The 17,771-nt window shown below is 60.6% G+C and carries 16 protein-coding genes; 6 read left to right on the top strand and 10 right to left on the bottom strand.

Going from position 1 to position 17,771, the window contains the following annotated elements; all coding sequences use genetic code 11:
- Positions 1–27: 27 nt before the first annotated feature.
- Genes KPG71_RS12395 through KPG71_RS12420 form a run of 6 tightly spaced genes read left to right on the top strand, consistent with a single transcriptional unit; the run spans position 28 to position 5,513 of the window.
- Positions 28–747 (top strand): transglutaminase family protein, encoded by a 720-nt coding sequence (locus KPG71_RS12395; protein ID WP_103911558.1) that lies wholly within the window; start codon positions 28–30, stop codon positions 745–747.
- Positions 744–1,193, top strand: a complete 450-nt coding sequence (locus KPG71_RS12400; RefSeq protein WP_103911557.1) for a MaoC family dehydratase — start codon at positions 744–746, stop codon at positions 1,191–1,193. Before KPG71_RS12395 ends, KPG71_RS12400 begins: the two co-directional genes overlap by 4 nt.
- Entirely contained in the window at positions 1,180–2,304 is a 1,125-nt protein-coding gene (locus KPG71_RS12405) for an acyl-CoA dehydrogenase family protein (protein WP_216338375.1), read from the top strand. The genes KPG71_RS12400 and KPG71_RS12405 overlap by 14 nt, the downstream gene beginning before the upstream one ends.
- Complete coding sequence (locus tag KPG71_RS12410; protein ID WP_216338376.1) at positions 2,301–3,452, top strand: acyl-CoA dehydrogenase family protein; 1,152 nt, start codon at positions 2,301–2,303, stop codon at positions 3,450–3,452. The genes KPG71_RS12405 and KPG71_RS12410 overlap by 4 nt, the downstream gene beginning before the upstream one ends.
- 27 nt (positions 3,453–3,479) lie before the next feature.
- Complete coding sequence (locus KPG71_RS12415) at positions 3,480–4,289, top strand: enoyl-CoA hydratase/isomerase family protein (RefSeq protein ID WP_017467550.1); 810 nt, start codon at positions 3,480–3,482, stop codon at positions 4,287–4,289.
- Positions 4,290–4,316: 27 nt separating this feature from the next.
- Entirely contained in the window at positions 4,317–5,513 is a 1,197-nt protein-coding gene (locus KPG71_RS12420) for a phenylacetate--CoA ligase family protein (protein WP_253196245.1), read from the top strand.
- A 216-nt stretch (positions 5,514–5,729) separates the two neighbouring features.
- Here the strand turns inward: KPG71_RS12420 and KPG71_RS12425 are convergent.
- The 10 genes from KPG71_RS12425 to KPG71_RS12470 all read right to left on the bottom strand — a co-directional run bounded on the left by KPG71_RS12425 (position 5,730) and on the right by KPG71_RS12470 (position 17,763).
- Positions 5,730–6,688, bottom strand: a protein-coding gene (locus KPG71_RS12425; RefSeq protein ID WP_103911555.1) for an IS630 family transposase whose coding sequence is annotated in 2 segments (ribosomal slippage) — positions 5,730–6,332 and positions 6,335–6,688 — 957 coding nt in all. Because the reading frame shifts where the segments join, the coding sequence is not laid out codon by codon here.
- Between the two features lie 184 nt (positions 6,689–6,872).
- Positions 6,873–7,712 carry a MaoC family dehydratase N-terminal domain-containing protein gene (locus KPG71_RS12430; protein WP_050685873.1) on the bottom strand — a complete coding sequence of 280 codons (840 nt, stop codon included), beginning with the start codon at positions 7,710–7,712 and terminating at the stop codon, positions 6,873–6,875.
- A gap of 11 nt (positions 7,713–7,723) precedes the next feature.
- On the bottom strand, positions 7,724–8,875 hold the full coding sequence (locus tag KPG71_RS12435; protein WP_216338378.1) for an acyl-CoA dehydrogenase family protein: 1,152 nt from the start codon (positions 8,873–8,875) through the stop codon (positions 7,724–7,726).
- A 3-nt stretch (positions 8,876–8,878) separates the two neighbouring features.
- Complete coding sequence (locus tag KPG71_RS12440) at positions 8,879–9,673, bottom strand: citryl-CoA lyase (protein WP_050685943.1); 795 nt, start codon at positions 9,671–9,673, stop codon at positions 8,879–8,881.
- On the bottom strand, positions 9,673–10,587 hold the full coding sequence (locus KPG71_RS12445; protein ID WP_050685877.1) for an SDR family NAD(P)-dependent oxidoreductase: 915 nt from the start codon (positions 10,585–10,587) through the stop codon (positions 9,673–9,675). The genes KPG71_RS12440 and KPG71_RS12445 overlap by 1 nt, the downstream gene beginning before the upstream one ends.
- A gap of 12 nt (positions 10,588–10,599) precedes the next feature.
- Positions 10,600–11,559: a hydroxymethylglutaryl-CoA lyase gene (locus KPG71_RS12450; protein ID WP_050685879.1), complete on the bottom strand. Its 960-nt coding sequence runs from the start codon at positions 11,557–11,559 to the stop codon at positions 10,600–10,602.
- A 4-nt stretch (positions 11,560–11,563) separates the two neighbouring features.
- Positions 11,564–13,570, bottom strand: a complete 2,007-nt coding sequence (locus KPG71_RS12455; protein ID WP_050685881.1) for a biotin carboxylase N-terminal domain-containing protein — start codon at positions 13,568–13,570, stop codon at positions 11,564–11,566.
- Positions 13,571–13,580: 10 nt separating this feature from the next.
- The gene (locus KPG71_RS12460; protein WP_050685883.1) at positions 13,581–15,188 is read right to left on the bottom strand and encodes an acyl-CoA carboxylase subunit beta; all 1,608 of its coding nucleotides are present in this window, start codon (positions 15,186–15,188) and stop codon (positions 13,581–13,583) included.
- Complete coding sequence (locus KPG71_RS12465; RefSeq protein ID WP_050685945.1) at positions 15,185–16,576, bottom strand: phenylacetate--CoA ligase family protein; 1,392 nt, start codon at positions 16,574–16,576, stop codon at positions 15,185–15,187. Before KPG71_RS12465 ends, KPG71_RS12460 begins: the two co-directional genes overlap by 4 nt.
- A gap of 26 nt (positions 16,577–16,602) precedes the next feature.
- Positions 16,603–17,763 carry an acyl-CoA dehydrogenase family protein gene (locus KPG71_RS12470; protein WP_050685886.1) on the bottom strand — a complete coding sequence of 387 codons (1,161 nt, stop codon included), beginning with the start codon at positions 17,761–17,763 and terminating at the stop codon, positions 16,603–16,605.
- Positions 17,764–17,771: the final 8 nt, after the last annotated feature.

The raw sequence follows: 17,771 nt of genomic DNA on the forward strand, positions 1-17,771 counted from the left end.
ACACTTGTTAGAAAAAGGGAGGGGCCAATGGACAAGTCTGACGATGACCTGCCGACTGAAGCTGAGCGTTATCTCATGCCATCGCGCTTTGTGGAAAGCGATAGCTTGGAAGTGCAGGGTTTCGTGACATCGGCTTTGCGTGATCTTCCTGTGGACGCAACCAATCGAGATAAGGCGATCCGCCTGTTCGAAGCGGTGCGCGACGATATTCGCTATGATCCCTATTGTTTTGCGCTGGATGAGGACTCGTACCGTGCCAGCCGTATCGCTGGGGCGGAAGCGGCGTTTTGCGTTCCCAAGGCAATTCTTCTGGCGGCTTGTTTGCGTGCTGTGGGTATCCCCGCCGCTCTGGGGTTCGCGGATGTGCGCAACCACCTGAATACACCCAAGTTGCAGGAGTTGATGGGGACCGATCTCTTTATCTACCACGGCTATGTTCAGCTGTGGTTGGGGAATGAGGCCTACAAGGTGACACCTGCATTCAACATGGAACTGTGTGAAAGATTCGGGGTCAAACCCCTGGTCTTCGACGGCTATAACGACGCGCTCTTTCACGAGTTCGACGAACAGAATCACCGGCACATGGAATATGTGAACGACCGTGGTCTCTATTTCGACGCGCCGATGGGTGAGTTCCTGGCGGCGTTCAAGGAAACCTATCCGAAGCTGGAAGAATTCAACCGCATCCGGATATCCAAGGATGCGAGCGGATACGATGACGGTTTCGCAAAGGAGGGTGCCTCTTGAGGTATCTGGAAGACTTCTCGCCGGGCCAAGTCTATCGCTTTCGCAGCGCTCCGATGAGCGCGGATTCGATAAAGGCCTTTGCCAAGGAATGGGATCCGCAGCGACTGCACACCGATGAAGACTATGCAATCGCCATACATGGTAGCCTGATCGCCTCGGGCTTTCAGACCATGCTTGAGGTGTTCAAGCCGGTCATGACCGAGATGATGGTCAATGTTGCCAATATCGGCGGCATGGGCTTTGACAATTTGCGCTGGCTGCGGCCGGTGCGCCCGAACGAACCCCTTGATGTCGAACTGACGGTCAACTCGGTCACACCGTCAAAAAGCAAGCCCGACAGAGGTGTTTTGCACTATACACTCAGCGCCAAAAACCCCGAGGGCGAGGTCGTTTTTTCGACCGACACCCCCGTGATGATCCAGCGAAAACAAAATGACACAAACTGATATCCTTTCCAGCGAACAAGAAGACCTTCGCCTGTTGCGCGAGAGCGCGCGCACGTTGTTTGAACGGGCGGGCGGAAGTGACAGGGCCCGACAACTCCGTGATGCCGGGAGCGGTTTCGATCCGGAGATGGTCCGGGAACTCGCCGAGGCCGGTGTTTTCGGCGTGGCGGTGCCCGAAGATCAGGGCGGGCTTGGCATGGGCCTAGCCGCCGGGGGTGTCATCGCCGAGGAAGTCGGCCGTGTGATTGCACCGGAACCGGTCGTGTTGACAATCGGTCTGAGTCTTGGCCTTCTGCGCCGCCTTTGTCCGGATCATCCGAAGATGGCACAGCTCATCGGCGGCGAAATTTCCTTGGCGGTTGCCTGGCAGGAACGCGGCCCCGATGGGGCGCCTGCCGATGCGACCTGCCGATACGCGGACGGAAAGCTGACCGGTGGCAAGGCCTGGGTCGTCGGTGCGATCGGTTCGCACGGGTTCCTTGTCGTGGCCGAACAGGATGATGGTCCGGTTCTGGTTCTGGCCGAGGCAGACGCGCAGGGGCTTGTCATCGACAAGCGGACGCAGGCGGATGGCAGCTCTCTGGGCGAGCTTTCGTTTTCGGGAACTCCGGCCGTGGAATTGGCCAGCGGCGGTGCGGTTCCCACTGCACTGGCCGAGGCTGTCGCCGATGCAACGGCGCTTGCCGCGGCCGAGCTTGTCGGCCTGAGCGAGCGTGCCTTCGAGATCACGCTCGACTACATCAAGACGCGCGAGCAGTTCGACAAGCCGATCGGGTCTTTTCAGGTCATCCAGCACCGTGCCGTCGAACTCAACGTGATGTGCGAGGTCGCGCAGGCCGGAGTGCGGGAGGCGCTTGCGCAGATGGACAGCGAAACCGATCCAAAAGTCCGGGCGCGGCTTGCCAGCCGGGCCAAGGCTCGCGCGGTCACCGCCGCCAAGAAGATCACGCGCGACGCCATCCAGCTGCACGGGGCCGTCGGTTATACCGACGAGTTCGACATCGGGCTTTATCTGAACCGAGCGCTGGTTCTGTCCGCTTGGCTGGGCGATGACGCCTACCACAGACGGCTTTGGTTCGAGGCGCGAGAACAGGAAGGAGCCGCACAATGACCGACTGGAACGCAATGAGCGATGCGGATTTCCGCAAGGAAGTGCGCGCGTTCTTCGAGGCGGAATATCCCGAAGAGCTGCGCCACCTGCCGCACCGCCCGAAGTTCGCCGAGATCGAACATTGGCACCGCAAGCTTCACGCCAAGGGCTGGGTTGCACCAGCTTGGCCCGTTGAATTCGGCGGTATGGGCCTAAACGCTGCTAAGCTGCTGATCTTTTATGAAGAGCAGCAGCGCTGGGGCGTCAATCGCGGTCGCGACATGGGCGTGCAGATGGTCGGGCCGCTGATCATCAAATTCGGCACCCAGGAACAAAAAGACTACTGGCTGCCGCGTATCCTGAGTTGCGAAGACATCTGGTGTCAGGGCTATTCGGAACCCGGCGCCGGGTCCGATCTGGCGAACCTGCGCACACGCGCAGAGATTGACGGCGACGACTTTGTCATCAACGGACAGAAGATCTGGACCACGATGGCGCATGACGCCACGCATATTTTCATGCTGGTGCGCACCGATCCGGATGCGCCCAAGAAACAACAGGGTATCAGTTTCCTGCTCGCTCCGATGGATCAGCCCGGAGTCGATGTACGCACCATCACGACCCTGTCGGGCGAGACCGAGTTTTGCGAGGTCTTCTTTGACAATGCACGGACGCCCCGCGAGAACCTCGTGGGCGAGCTGAACAAGGGTTGGACGATGGCCAAGGCGCTTTTGAGCTTCGAACGCATTTTCATCGGTTCGCCAAGTCTGGCCCAGAACGCTCTGGGACAGCTTGAAAGCTTTGCCCGTGGCCGTGGCGCGTTTGACGATCCGGTGTTCCGTGACCGCTTTGCCCAGGCGGCACTGGATGTGGAAGATCATGCCGCGCTTTATGCCCGTTTTGCAGATCAGCTCAAACGTGGCGAGACGCTGGGTGCGGATGTGTCCATGCTGAAGATCTGGGTGACTGAGTGCTTCCAGCGCATCACCGAGCTGATGATCGAAGCAGCCGGTCCCGATGGCGGCTCCATCGGGCCGCTTCAGGTCGGCAACGTAAGTGTCGATGTTCTGGCGAGTTTCTACAAGGCCAGACCTACCACGATCTACGGTGGATCGAACGAAATCCAAAGAAACATCCTGTCCAAGGCCGTCCTGGGACTGCCTGGCTGAACCCATACCGTGAGGAGGAAAAGACCCATGTCGGAGCGCTACGCAAAGTACGACAAACTGAAATTTGACTACCCGGCGGATCGCGTGCTGCGCATCACGTTCGACCGGCCCGAGACATTCAACTCGGTCGATGCCGAAACCCACACCCAGATGACGGACATGTGGATCGACATCGACCGCGACCCCGACATCAACGCGGTCATCGTGACCGGTGCGGGCAAGGCGTTTTCCGCCGGTGGTGATTTTAGCCTGATCGAAAACATGATTGGCAACTCGCACGAGATCATGAAGACGTGGAAAGAAGCCAAGGATCTCGTCTACAACATCATCAACTGCAACAAGCCGATCATTTCCGCGATCAATGGCCCTGCGGCAGGCGCGGGTCTTGTGGTTGCCATCCTGGCCGACATCTCAATCGCCGGGAAACGGGCAAAGATTGTCGATGGTCATCCCCGCCTTGGTGTTGCCGCCGGTGACGTCGCGGCGATTATCTGGCCGCTGCTGACCTCGATGGCCAAGGCGAAATACTATCTGATGACCTGCAAGCCCGTATCGGGCGAAGAGGCCGAGCGTATCGGTCTGGTATCAATGTGCGTCGAGGATGACGAGCTGCAGCAGATCGCGCTGGATACAGCCGTCGAACTGGCCAACGGCTCGCAAAGCGCGATCCGCTGGACCAAGTATTCGCTGAACAACTGGCTGCGCCAGGCCGGGCCGATCTTTGATGCGTCGACCGCGCTGGAGATGCTTGGCTTCATGAGCGAGGACGTCAAGGAAGGTGTGTTGTCGCACCGCGAGAAGCGCGCGCCGAACTTCCGTAAGGACTGCCCGCTTTAACGCCCGATTGGACGAGGAGGCATGGAAATGTCTGATGATATCTACCAAGATATAGCTCAAGCCTATGCCGCTGCGGCCAACAAGGCTCCTGGCCTGAAATCGCGATTTACGGCTGCCGGATTCTATCCGGCAGCCATCACATCGGTGGCGGACCTCTCGCGTCTTCCAGTGATGAAAAAAGAAGAACTTCTGAAGATCCAGCGCGAGAACCCGCCCTTTGGCGGGTTCCTGGCGTCTGATCTGAAGGATGTCGGACGGATCTACGTGTCCCCCGGCCCGATTTTCGAACCCGCCCTTTCGGGCGGTGGCGGCCACGGCCTTGACCTGCTGTTCAAGGCGGCAGGCGTGGGGCCGGGGGATATCATCCTGAACACATGGATGTATCATCTGGTGCCCGCGGGGCTTTTGTTCGACGAAGCCGCACAGGCCGCAGGCGCTACGGTGATCCCCGGCGGCGTCGGCAATACCGAGCTTCAGGCACAGATCATCGTCGAAACCGGCGTGACTTCGATCTGTGCTTCGACTGCGTTTTTCCTGACGCTGGCGGACAAGGTGATCGAAACCTATGGCCGCGACGCATGGAAGGTGAAAACCGCCTTTCTGGGCGGGGAAATGGGCGACTGGATGGCCAAACGCCGCCGGATCGAGGCCGATTACGGCGTGTCGACCTGGGCCGCCTATGCCACCGCCGATCTGGGCCTTGTCGCCTACGAGGACGGGGGCGAAGGCTACCTGGTTCATCCCGACCGCGTGGTGCAGATCTGCGATCCGGTCAGCGGCGAACAGGTCGCCCATGGCGAACCGGGCGAGGTTGTTGTGACCGCGCGCGATGCCACCTGGCCGATGATCCGGTTCGGCACCGGCGACAGCGCGTTTGCATTGGAAAGCAACGCGGATGGCAGCGTCAGCCGCATTTCCGCATTGCAGGGCCGGGTTGGCACCGCGGTCAAGGTGCGCGAGATTTTCGTTTATCCGCGCGTGGTTGAAGAAGTCGTCATCGGCACGCCGGGCGCAAAGGCCGCGCAGGCCGTGGTAGTGCGCGAGAACGATCGCGACATGATCCGCCTCTCGCTTGTGCTTGAAGACGGTGCCGACGCTTCTGCTGCGGAAGCAGCCGCCGCCGAAAGCTTTAAACTGCATGCGCGAATTCGCGCCGACGCGGTGAGCATCGTTTCGGAACTACCCGAGAATGCAGAACTGATCGTCAACCAAAAAGACGTCTGAGATCGCGTCTCGATCTTCGGCGACAACCGCAGAAACAGATGGGCGGCCGGGTGACCGGCCGCCCTCTTTCGTCAGGAACAGAGCGCATCTTTGGCGGCGTGGTATTCTCGGTCGAGACGGTCGATGTAGGCCGCCGTGGTCATCACCTCTTTCACCGCTCCGATCCTGAGCAGCCCGATCTGATTGGCCCAAGGTAATTGTTAAAGCGTTTCGATATTAACCTGAGACATATCCGGCAGCCCTGAAGTAATTCCAGCACTCTTCTGGATCGTAGAGATCGCAGATTGATCCGATAGCGTCGAAGACCTCGGTGAAGCTTCTAGCCCCGATCCGTCGCAAGTGGGCTTTCAGCTTTGAATATGCCTGTTCGATGGGGTTCAAATCGGGCGAGTAAGGCGGCAGGTACAGAAACCAGCAGCCGTGGTCGCGCAGGGCCTGCGCGGCGTCCTTGTTGCGATGCGTCGCGAGGTTGTCGAGGATAACAACGGTTCCTGGTGCGATCTCTGGGACCAGCACTTGGCGTATGTAGGCGGCAAAGGCCGGGCCGCCCATCGCACCCTGTATAACCCAAGGCGCGATCAGTGCATCCTGCGTCAGGCCCGCGATCAGTGTCTGCGTCCCCCAGCTTCCAAAGGGCGCGTCCATGGTCAGACGCTCGCCTCGTCTGGATCGGCCACGCAGGCGGGTCAGGTTCGTCTTCACTGCAGTTTCGTCAATAAAGACAACGCGGTCTGGCATCCGGGAGATGGTGGGCAAGCGATGCTTGAACCAATCGCCGCGCTGTTGCCTTACCTTGGCGCGACGGCGCTCGGTGGCAACCGGAGACTTTTTTTGTATGTGAACCCGAGCCGGGACAGCAGGTTGGAGATGGAAGAGTGATGCACTTGCACGCCCTCTGCCTCGGCCAGCGCGTCGCGTAGCTCGAAGAGGGTGATGTCGGGGTCTTGTGCAATCAACTCCTCAAGGAAAGTCTGATGCGGTGCCAGCTTGCCTTTGCCGCGCGGCGGTCCCTGCGGTGCGGGTTCCGCGTGACCCTTGGTCCTCACTTGGCGCGCCCATCGCGCACCTGTCGCAGGTGACAATTTCAGACGCAACGCCGCCGCACGCCCGCTTAACCCTTCGTCAATATATCTCTGAAACCGCGTCCTTAGTGCCGAAGGTAAAGGTGCTGACATGATCCATCCTCCCAAACAGGATGAAACAAACCTGATGCCTTAAGGGAATCCCTCGCGATTCAGGTTCAATCAGAAATGCTTTAATTCAGAGGTTTGCCTGGTCTATTTACCAAGCCTCTCCGCAAAGCCTAACAGATGTTAGAAAAATTGGTCAACAACTGAATCCGCTACCAAAGGAAACTGATCAGATCGCCGCGTACTCTGCGGAAAAGCTTCGAAGACCGTTTTGATCCTGACACCAGACTGTCCCGGAGGCGCCGGTCCCTTCATTGTGCAGTTGCAATTCGCAGGGCAGGGTGAGCGGCGCGAGTCCGCGGAACGAAAACCGGTGGGGCGATGTTTTTAACGCATCCGCCGCCAGATTCAGAAGCAGCGTGGCCTGCAATGGGCCATGCACAACAAGTCCGGAATAGGCTTCGGTTTCGGTGGCGTAGATGTGGTCATAGTGAATGCGATGGGCATTGAACGTCAGCGCCGAATAGCGAAACAGTAGAACAGGATCCGGTGTCAGGGTCGATCTGAGCGTGGTGGGGTCACCCGCGTCAGGTGCGCTCTCGCCCGTGCGGGGGGCGGAAATCTCACGATAAACGATCGTTTGCTGCTCCCGGATACAAAGCCGGTTGCCACTCGAATACTCATGTTCGACGGTCACAAAGACCAATGGGCCACTGCGGCCCTGCTTGGCCACTATGTCCCCGATCACCGAGCGGCGGGTGATGGTTTCGCCGATTTTCAGCGGCGCGATATGCGTAACATCGCCGCCAGCCCACATGCGGGCGGGCAGCGGAACAGGGGGCAGAAATCCACCCCTCGCGGCATGGCCGTCTTCTGACAGGGCGGCAGCTGGCACGGTATCAAGGACAAGGCACCAATGAATTCCCAGCGGGACATCGCCTGATCCGTCCCAAAGATGCGGACCGAGCGTGGCGCGGAATTTGTCGATCAGCCCCTCCGTCAGAACATCTTCCTTAGTCTCGGTGCGTCCCAGCCAGGGCGCCAGCGCGTCAAGGTCGATCTCACCCATAACCCTGGCCTTCAGAACGATCTTGGCATGCCGAGGATATGTTCTCCGACATATGACAGGATCAGGTTGGTCGAGATCGGGGCGACCTGATAGAGGCGCGCCTCGCGGAACTTGCGCTCGACATCGTATTCCCGTGCGAAACCGAAGCCGCCATGGGTCTGGATGCAGGCATTGGCCGCTTCCCAGCTGGCCTCCGAAGCCAGCAGCTTAGCCATATTCGCCTGCGCTCCGCAATCCAGCCCGGCATCGAAGCGCCTGCAGGCTTCAAAGCGCATCAGATTGGCGGCCTCGATGTTCACATAGGACCTGGCGATAGGGAATTGCACGCCTTGGTTCTGGCCGATGGGACGGTCAAAGACCACGCGGTCACCGGCATAGGCGCGGGCCTTGTCGACGAACCAGTATCCATCACCGATACATTCCGCCGCAATCAGGGTCCGTTCGGCGTTCAGCCCGTCAAGAATATGGTAAAATCCGCGCGCCTCGGTGCCGATCAGGTTCTCGGCGGGGATTTCCAGGTTGTCGAAAAACACTTCATTGGTTTCGTGGCCGGGCATATTGGCGATGGGGCGGACCTCCATCCCGTTGCCGATGGCCTCTTTCAGATCGACCATAAAGATCGACAGGCCCTGCGACTTTTTCTTGACCTCGCTCAGCGGCGTGGTGCGTGCCAGCAGGATCATCAGGTCGGAATGCTGGATACGGCTGATCCAGACCTTCTGGCCATTGATCTCATACCGGTCACCCTTCTTGACCGCGGTGGTCTTCAGTTTGGTGGTGTCGGTCCCGGTTGTCGGTTCGGTCACGGCCATGGATTGCAGGCGCAACGCGCCGCTGGCGATGCCGGGCAGGTATTTCTGCTTTTGCTTCTCCGAACCGTGCCTGAGAAGCGTGCCCATGTTATACATCTGCCCGTGGCAATGGCCCGCGTTTCCGCCGCAGCGGTTCACCTCTTCCATGATGATCGAGGCTTCCGTCAACCCCAGATCCGAGCCACCGTATTCCTCGGGGATCATCGCGGCGAGCCAGCCCTCGCGGGTCAGCGCATCGACGAATTCCTCGGGGTAGGTTTCGCGGCGGTGATAGTCGGGCGGGAACTGCGCGCAAAGCGCGCGCATGGCGTCGCGCAGGTCGTTATGGCTGTCGGGGGCCGAGGTCTGCATCGCTTATGCCGCCCCCGGACCCGACGTTTCAAGAATTTCCTGCTCGGCACGCTGCCACAGCTCATAGGAAATCGGGTTTTCGCTCTCTTCGAGGATATGACCGACCAGCCCGATGGACCGCGCCATGACGCCAAAGCCGCGCACGATCTTCCAGGGAAAGCCGAATTCACAGCAGATCGCCCCGATCGCGCCGGTGGCGTTGATCGGCAGCATCTTACCCGATTTTTCTTCGGCAACGGCCTGAATTTTCTGGATCAACTCGATGTATTCACCGGACTTGCCGTTCTCGGCAGCGATCTGGAACAGGCGCGGGGTGCGCGGATCGACCGGTTTGTGCACCGGATGGCCCAGCCCCGGCACGATCATCTTGCGGGCGCGAAATTTTTCTACCGTCTCGACGGCCAGCGCATCCAGATCGACACCGGTGCCCAACTTGTCCTGTGGCAGTGCCTCGTAAAGCATTTTCGAGGCACCTTCCATAGAACCGACAAAGACGGTGCCCAGCCCACACAAGCCAGCCGCCACAGCCGCCTGAAGCGATTCCGGCGCCCCCATATAGGTCATCCGCGCCGCCAGGGCCGAGGGCGTGATACCATGTTCGACCAGGGTAATGACGATGGCGTTAAAGACGCGGCTTTCCTCGGGCGTGGCCTTGCGGCCCGTTAGTTGCAGGAACGCCAGATCGCCAAGGTTCATATGGCCCAGGATCTCGTTGGGCAGGTCGAGGCCACGCACGCTGATCTTGTCAGGGGTGCTCCAGGCAATGCTGGAGCTGATTTTTTCTTTGCGTTTTCCCATCAGACCGGATCCCATGAAAAGACATCCGCCGAAACCTCGAGCGGCGTGAATTGCGATTTGAGCGCGGGAATGGCGCGCTCGGCGATTTCATCTGCGGTCCAGCCATCGCCGGAATGAACCGAGCGCACCGGGCGGGGCTGGTTGAACAGGAAAATCTCGTTGTTGCGCACGGCAAAGATCTGTCCGCTGACGCCTTCGGCCCTGTCCGACATCAGGAAACAGGCCATCGGCGCCACTTTGGCGGGCGTCATCTGCTTGAGCTTTTCAACCCGCGCCTCCTGTTCGGGCGTGTCGGTCTTGATCGAGGAAATCATCCGGCTCCAGGCGAAGGGCGCGATGCAGTTCGACCGCACGTTCCAGCGTTTCAGGTCAAGCGCGACCGATTTCGAGAAGGCCGCGATGCCCAGCTTTGCCGCCGCGTAATTCGCCTGCGCCAGATTGCCGATCAGCCCCGAGGTCGAGGTCATATGCACCAGCGCGCCGCCCTCCTGTTCGCGGAAATAATCGGCCGCCGCGCGGCTGGTGTTGAAGGCGCCATAAAGATGAACCTTCACCACCGCGTCGAAATCCTCGTAGGTCATTTTGTGGAAGAACCCGTCGCGCAGGATGCCGGCGTTGTTCACCACCGCGTCGATGCGGCCGAATTCCTTGACACCCGCCTCGATCATCGCGCGCGCGGCGTCCGGATCGGTGACGTTGCCGCCATCGGCGATCGCATCGCCGCCCGCCGCCCTGATCTCGGCAACAACTTTCTGCGCAGCGGTTTCGGTCTGGCCCGTGCCTTTCAGCGAGGCACCCAGATCATTGACCACCACGGCGGCGCCTTCTGCGGCTGCCATCAAGGCGATATCACGCCCGATCCCACCGCCGGCCCCGGTGACCAGAACGACCTTTCCGTCAAGTGCTTTTGTCATCTTCTTGCTCCCTCAGCGTGACTTGCGGTATTTGTCCAACCCGCCGGTGTGCATGACCCGGCCCATGAGCGGCACACCGATGATCTCTTCTGCTTTGACCGCCGCTGCGATCAGCTTGTCCAGATCAATGCCGGTTTCGATGCCGAGCTCGTGACACAGGAACACTGCATCCTCGGTGCAGACATTTCCTGCGGCGCGCGCGTGGCCGTGGCCCGCGAAAGGACAGCCGCCAAGACCGGCGACGGAGCTTTCGAACATGTCCACGCCCATCGACAGGGCCGCATAAACGTTGGCGATCCCCAGCCCACGTGTGTCATGGATGTGCATACCGATGCGCGCCTCGGGCGCCAATTCGCGCAGGGCGCCGATCATCCGTTTGACCGCCTCGGGGTTTCCCCAACCCATGGTGTCGGCGATCACAAGGATCGGCACGGGGATGTCCTCTTCCTCGCACAGTTGGAGGATAAAGCGGAAATCGTCCAAGATGCGTTCTTGGGGGATGGGGCCCTCGAGGTTGCAGCCGAAGGCGGTCATCACATAGGCCGCGTCGACGGTATATCCCTCTTCCTTGTAAAGACGGACCCAGTCACGTTGTTTTTCCCGCATCTCGGCCGAGGAACAATTGTTGTTCGATTGGGCGAATGCTTCGGAAGGATAGAACAGCAGACGCGGGTCGATATCGACCTCATGCGCGGTCAGGGCCTTGCGAAACCCTTTGTCGTTCAGCCACAGCGATGTGTAGTTCACGCCCGGTTTGCGCTTGATACGCTGGAACAACTCGCCGGTGTCCGCCATCTGAGGAACGTATTTCGGGCTGACAAAGCTGCCGACCTGAATGCGTTTCAGACCGGTTTCGCTGAGCATGTCGATCAGTTCGATCCGCTCTTCGACCGGATAGATCTTTTTTTCGATCTGGAATCCCTCGCGCGGGCCTTCTTCACGAAATTCGACGAATTTGGGAAAGTCGCTCATTTCATCACTCCTCGGATGGCAGGATCTCGGCGATGACCTGGCCGCGATCGACCATGTCCCCATTCGAGACGGATATATTGCTGGCGATCCCGGCCGCGGCCGCCCGGATCGAGATTTCGAGTTTCATGGATTCCATGACCGCGACCACGTCGCCTTCGGCTACGCTCTGACCACCGGAGACCTTGATTTCGACAATCATGCCGGTCAGCGGAGAGGTCACGGCGCGATCCCCCGCGGCATCGCCGCCGGCAAAGGCAAGGGGCGCGGCGGGGCGGAAGACCAGGCGGCCTTCGGGCGTGTCCAGTTCGATCACGCCCGCGTGCAGACGTGCCTCGATCAGATGGACGGTGTCGCCTTCGCCGACACGCCAACAGCCCGGGGTCAGTTCACGTGCCGACAGTGTCAGCGCCTCGCCGTTTTCCGAATAGACGGTGTATCTGGCACCCGGTTTGACAGGGCCGATGCGCAGTTCTTCGGATACCTCGTCAGAATCGGTGAGCGTCACGCTTTGCCCTGCTTCCATCGCATCGCCGCCCAGGCCGAGCCGCCAGCCGGTAAAGGCATCACGGTTGGTCCAGGGATTGGCATCCGTATCGCCGCGCGAGGCGGCCACGAACAGAATGGCGGCAACCGCTTTCCACAGATCAGGGCGAACGAGGGGGGACGCCTGTGTCAGCTCGGCCAACCGGCCGTCGATCCACCGTGTATGAACCTGCATCCGTTCGAATTCAGGGTTTCGCGCCAGTGCCCTCAGAAAGGCGCGATTGGTCTCGACGCCTTCGACCGCGACATGATCAAGCGCCGTGGCCAGACGTGCCAATGCGGTTTCCCGGTCGGGCGCGTGCACGATCAGCTTGGCGATCATCGGGTCGTAATAAGGCGTGACCGCATCGCCTTCCTCGACGCCGCTGTCGATGCGCAGGCCCGACGGCAGGCTGAGCGTGGTCAAGGTGCCGGTCGACGGGGCGAATTGCATCGCCGGATCTTCGGCGTAAAGCCGCGCCTCGACCGCGTGGCCGTTGATCGTCAGATCGTCCTGCACCAATCCAAGGCCCGCGCCTTCGGCAATCCGCAGGTGAAGCGCGACAAGGTCCAGCCCGGTGATCGCTTCGGTGACGGGATGTTCCACCTGAATGCGCGGGTTTACCTCAAGGAAGAAATACTCGTCCCCCGCGACCAGAAACTCGACCGTGCCCAGCCCGCGATAGTCCAGCGTTTCACCAAGGCGCACCGCGTCGCGCGCGATGTCGTCCATAAGCGTCCGGGGCAGACCCCAGGCCGGGGCTTCCTCGATGACCTTCTGGTGGCGGCGCTGAAGCGTGCAATCGCGTTCGAACAGATGCACCACATGGCCCTTGCCGTCACCTGCGATCTGCACTTCAACATGGCGCGCCTCGGGCAGGAAACGCTCCAACAGCAGCCCTTCGGAGCCGAAGGTGGATTTTGCTTCGCGCAGCGCGCCTTCGATGTCCTCGACCAGCGTGGTTTCGTCAGTGACGAGCCGTTGCCCTCGCCCACCACCGCCGCCGACAGCCTTGAGCAGCACCGGCAGGCCCATTTGGCGCACCTCCTCTACAATCTGCTCGGGATCGGACCGCGCACCTTCGGCGCCCGAAATCACCGGGACGCTGGCCGCCACGGCGGCCTCTTTGGCGCTGGCCTTGTCGCCGAAACGTTCAAGCGTTTCCGGCGTCGGCCCCATGAAGATCATGCCAGCGGCTTCGACCGAACGAGCAAAATCGGGGTTTTCGGCCAGAAAGCCATAACCGGGATGGATCGCATCCGCGCCCACTGATTGCGCAGCGGCAATCACCGCGTCGATTTTCAGATAGCTCTCGGATGCAGGTCCGGCGCCGATACAGACCGACCTGCCGATTTCGCGGACATGCAGGGCATTGGCGTCGGCCTGCGAATGCACGCCGACAGGGGTGATCCCGCTGGCCCGCGCGGTGCGCGCGATCCGGCAGGCAATTTCACCGCGGTTGGCGATCAGAAGCGTTTTGATTTTCACGGTTCGCTCCTCACATCCTGAACACGCCGAAGTTGGTATCGACCTTGGGTCTGCGCGATGTCACATCCAGCATCAGCGCCATGACGTCACGGGTCTCACAGGGTTCGATCACGCTGTCGATCCAAAGGTTGGACGCGAAATTATAGGCCCCCTGAAAATCCTCGTATTCCTTGCGGATCGGCGCCTTGAAGGCTTCCTCCTCCTCGGGGGTCCAGCTTTTGCCTTCGCGCTCGTTGATCTGGGCGCGGACCTGGGCCAGCACGCTTGCGGCCTGTTCCGGCCCCATGATCGCCGACCGTCCCGTCGGCCAGGCAAACATTGCGTCCGGCTGGAACGGGCGGCCCAGCATCGCCAGGTATCCGGCCCCGTAAGAGCCACCGGTGATGATTGTGAATTTCGGCACCCGGGCCGAAGACATGGCCGTGATCATCTTGGCGCCGGCCTTGGCAATGCCCATCTGCTCGACCTCGCGGCCCACCATGAAGCCGTTCACATCGGCCAGGAACAGCAGCGGAATATCACGCTGGACGCAGAGATTGATGAAATGCGTCGCCTTCAGCGCGGCTTCGACGAAAAGCACGCCTGTATTGGCGATGATCCCGACCTCATGGCCGTGGATGCGCCCCCAGCCGGTCATGATCGTGTCGCCATAAAGCGGCTTGAATTCGTGAAAATCGCTGTCATCCACCAGCCGGGCGACGATCTCGCGGTTGTCGGTCGGCACCTTGGGGTCGCGGCTGACGAGACCATATATTTCCTCGACCGGATAGGCAGGTTCACGCGGCGTTTCCGGCGTCTTGCGGGGCAGGGGCTTTTCGCCCAGGTGTCGGACGATATCGCGGGTGATGGCCAAAGCATGGGCATCGTCCTCGGCCAGATGGTCGGTCACGCCGGAGACAGAACAATGCATCTTGCCGCCGCCCAATGTTTCGGCATCCACTTTTTCGCCGGTCGCGGCAAAGGTCAGCTCTGGTCCGCCCAGGTACATGAAGCCCTGGCCGCGCACGATGACCACCTCGTCGCAGAGCGCGGGGATATAGGCACCACCCGCGGTGCAGGGCCCCATGACCACGGCGATTTGCGGCACACCGTCACCCGACATGCCGATCTGTTGGTGAAAGATGGACCCGAACTGGCCTTCGTCGGGGAAAAGGTTGGCTTGGTCGGGCAGGAAGGCCCCGCCGGAATCCACGAGCGTGATAACAGGCAGGCGGTTTTTCCAGGCGATCTTTTGTGCCCGGACATGTTTGCGGCAGGTGATCCCGAAATAGGTGCCGCCTTTCACTGTAGCATCGTTGGCGATGATCATGCACTGGCGGCCTTCGATCACTCCGATACCGGTGATGATGCCGGCGCCGGGCGGAACACCCTTGTGCATGTTCAGTCCGGCCAGCTCGCCGAGTTCCAGAAAGGGGGTGCCCGGATCGATCAGCCGTTCGATCCGTTCGCGGGGCAGGATCTTGCCTTTTTCCACATGACGTTCGCGCGCCATTTCGGGGCCGCCGACGCGCTGTGAGAGCCGGAGGGCATGCAGTTCATCGACCTTTTCGCGGTAAGACGCGTCGTTGGCGCGGAAGTCGTCCGACGCAGTGTCGAGAAGGGATTTCATTCTAGTCATGGCAGGTCTGGATATTTCCTGAGAACGAAGGCGACCTTCGCGGCGCCGGGTTTTTCAAAAGTGTCGGCCGCAACCAGGTGAACGTCGGCCTTGAAGACCAAGGAGTCGCGCAGCCGCTGCTCGATTTTCTTTTTGAGGGTGACGTCATCGGCCGGATCGCGATCGGGGCCGCGTTCGACAATCACCGTCAGCGCGCCCTGCGTGGTGTGGCCCTCGAAATCGGCCACGATTCGCATGACGCCGTTGGTGTCCGGCACCATTTCGGTAATGATGCTGTTGATCGCCGACGGGAAGACATTGGCCCCGCGCACGATCAGCATGTCGTCGGTGCGGCCGGTGCAGCGGATCTTCGGTCCGGTGCGGCCGCAGGAGCATTCGGTATCGATCACTTCGATATAATCGCCTGACCGGAACCGCACGAGCGGGCTCGCCTGGCGGCCGAGCGCGGTATAGACCATCTCGCCTTCTGCGCCTTTTTTCCAGGGAATGATCCTGCCGCTCTCCGGGTCGAGCAGCTCGGTCAGGACATAATCCATGTTGACCATGTGCATACCCGACTGGGCGTCGCACTCGGCCCAGTATGTCACGCCCAGATCGGTGCCGCCCAGCATCTCGGTGCATTTCGCACCCCAGGCCTTTTCGATCTTTGCCCGAATTGCGGGAATGCCGCCGCCGGGTTCGCCGCCGACGATCACGCGCTCGATACCCAGTTCGCTGGCCTTGCAGCCAAGCACCTCGGGAGCCTTTTCGGCCAGGTGCAGCACAAAGTTCGGGGCGCCGACCACGCAACGCGGGCGGGTGTCGGCGCAGGCGCGCAGCAGCCGTTCCGCACCGCCATCGGCGCCCACCGGCACATCGATCGTGCCCATGTACTGCAATCCCTGCATCACGGGGATGCCGCCGACAAAGCCCTTGGCGAGCGAAAATGCGTGCAGCACCATATCGCCGGGACGCACACCATTGGCAAAGAAACAGCGCGCTGTCATCTCGTGCCACATTTCGGCGTCGGATTCTGTCAGGGCCACATATGAGGGGCTGCCGGTCGTGCCCGACGAGGCCTGCATCTGGATGATGTCCGACATGGGCGCGGTACGGTGCTTGCCAAAGGGCGGCTCGGCGGCGAGGCTTTCGCGGATCTCGGTCTTGTAGGTATAGGGAAGTTTTTGCAGGTCTTCGATAGTGCGGATATCGTCGAATTCCACACCGGCCTCGGCGAACTTTTCCTGATAGAAGGTCGAGTTCGCCTTGAGATACGCCATCTGATCGCGCAGCCGCTCTTCCTGAATACGGCGCACCTCGTCGAGCGGTGTGCCCTCGATCAGGTGCCAGAAGCGATCATTTACCTTGTCGGCGGCATCCTCCCGCCGGAAGCGCATTCCAAATTGCATGTCGTTCTCCATGTCGGGCAGAGCGATCAATAAGACCGCGGCAGACCCATGACCTTTTCGCCGATAAAGCTCAGGCACAGTTCGCGATTCACCGGTGCTGTGCGCAAAAGGCGGACCAGCGGGTACATTTCGTAAAGCCCCGTATCTTCGGTAAAGCCCGATCCGCCATGCGCCTGAAGCGCCGCGTCGACCGCTTCGATCCCGGCCTCGGCGGCGGCATATTTGGCCATGTTCGACGACGCACCGGCGGGCAGCTTGTTGTCAAACTCCCATGCCGCGCGCCGGGTCATCAGACTGGCCATTTCGACTGCCGCATGCGCCTTGGCCATCGGGTGCTGCACGCCCTGGTGCGCACCGATGGGTTGGCCGAACACATTGCGTTCGGAGGCATAGGCCACGCCCTTGTTCAGGGCGAACCGGCCGATGCCGCAGCACAGTGCGGCCAGGATGATGCGTTCGGGGTTGAGGCTGTCGAACAGAATCGAGAATCCTTCGTCAACTTCGCCGACCACATCCTCGGGGCCGAGATCCACCTCGTCGAAGAACAGTGTCCACTGCTCCTCGGGCAGGGGGATCGAGATCTTCACCCGCTGCTTGTCGACGCCTTTTTTCTTCAGATCGACGGCGAACAGGGTAAAGCCGTCGGTCTTGCGGCTGACCTCGGTATGCGGTTTGGTCCGCGCCACCACGAGGCAGTAGTCGGCCACTTCGGCCCCGGTGATGAAGGTCTTTTCGCCCGACAGGCTGAACCGGTTGCCTCGACGCTTGGCAAGCGTAGTGGCCTTCATCGTGTTCGACCCGGCCCCCGGTTCGGTGATCGCGAAACAGAACTGGATATCACCGCGGCAGGCGGCCGGCAGTAGCTCTTTCTTGTGGAATTCGCTCCCGTGGCTGGCGATATGGGCCAGCGACATGGTCGGCCCGACCACCATCATCAAAAGCGGAATGCCGTGATTGGCGGTGCCTTCCATGAACAGGGCCATTTCGGTCATGCCAAGGCCCGCGCCGCCATATTCCTCGGGCACCATGATGCCGAGGAAGCCGTCATCGGCGATCTGGTGGAACATTTCGTGCGGAAACTCGTGCTTGCGCGCGTGTCTCAGCCAGTAATCGTTGTCGAACTTCTGCGCCAGCTGGCCGCCATACTCGTAAATCTGGCGTTGTTCGTCGTTCAAAGTGAAATCCATGTTCTGTC

Origin of the sequence: Roseovarius sp. PS-C2, from assembly GCF_018862045.1 — a bacterium.
In the GTDB taxonomy this organism is placed as follows: Bacteria; Pseudomonadota; Alphaproteobacteria; order Rhodobacterales; family Rhodobacteraceae; genus Roseovarius.

What these genes read in the sequence shown, in the direction of transcription:
- KPG71_RS12405 (WP_216338375.1), top strand. Translation starts at nt 1,180, where the DNA reads ATGACACAAACTGATATCCTTTCCAGCGAACAAGAAGACCTTCGCCTG.
- KPG71_RS12440 (WP_050685943.1), bottom strand. Translation starts at nt 9,673, where the DNA reads ATGGGAAAACGCAAAGAAAAAATCAGCTCCAGCATTGCCTGGAGCACC.
- KPG71_RS12435 (WP_216338378.1), bottom strand. Translation starts at nt 8,875, where the DNA reads ATGCAGACCTCGGCCCCCGACAGCCATAACGACCTGCGCGACGCCATG.
- KPG71_RS12410 (WP_216338376.1), top strand. Translation starts at nt 2,301, where the DNA reads ATGACCGACTGGAACGCAATGAGCGATGCGGATTTCCGCAAGGAAGTG.
- KPG71_RS12450 (WP_050685879.1), bottom strand. Translation starts at nt 11,559, where the DNA reads ATGAGCGACTTTCCCAAATTCGTCGAATTTCGTGAAGAAGGCCCGCGC.
- KPG71_RS12420 (WP_253196245.1), top strand. Translation starts at nt 4,317, where the DNA reads ATGTCTGATGATATCTACCAAGATATAGCTCAAGCCTATGCCGCTGCG.
- KPG71_RS12470 (WP_050685886.1), bottom strand. Translation starts at nt 17,763, where the DNA reads ATGGATTTCACTTTGAACGACGAACAACGCCAGATTTACGAGTATGGC.
- KPG71_RS12465 (WP_050685945.1), bottom strand. Translation starts at nt 16,576, where the DNA reads ATGCAATTTGGAATGCGCTTCCGGCGGGAGGATGCCGCCGACAAGGTA.
- KPG71_RS12430 (WP_050685873.1), bottom strand. Translation starts at nt 7,712, where the DNA reads ATGGGTGAGATCGACCTTGACGCGCTGGCGCCCTGGCTGGGACGCACC.
- KPG71_RS12445 (WP_050685877.1), bottom strand. Translation starts at nt 10,587, where the DNA reads ATGACAAAAGCACTTGACGGAAAGGTCGTTCTGGTCACCGGGGCCGGC.
- KPG71_RS12415 (WP_017467550.1), top strand. Translation starts at nt 3,480, where the DNA reads ATGTCGGAGCGCTACGCAAAGTACGACAAACTGAAATTTGACTACCCG.
- KPG71_RS12395 (WP_103911558.1), top strand. Translation starts at nt 28, where the DNA reads ATGGACAAGTCTGACGATGACCTGCCGACTGAAGCTGAGCGTTATCTC.
- KPG71_RS12460 (WP_050685883.1), bottom strand. Translation starts at nt 15,188, where the DNA reads ATGACTAGAATGAAATCCCTTCTCGACACTGCGTCGGACGACTTCCGC.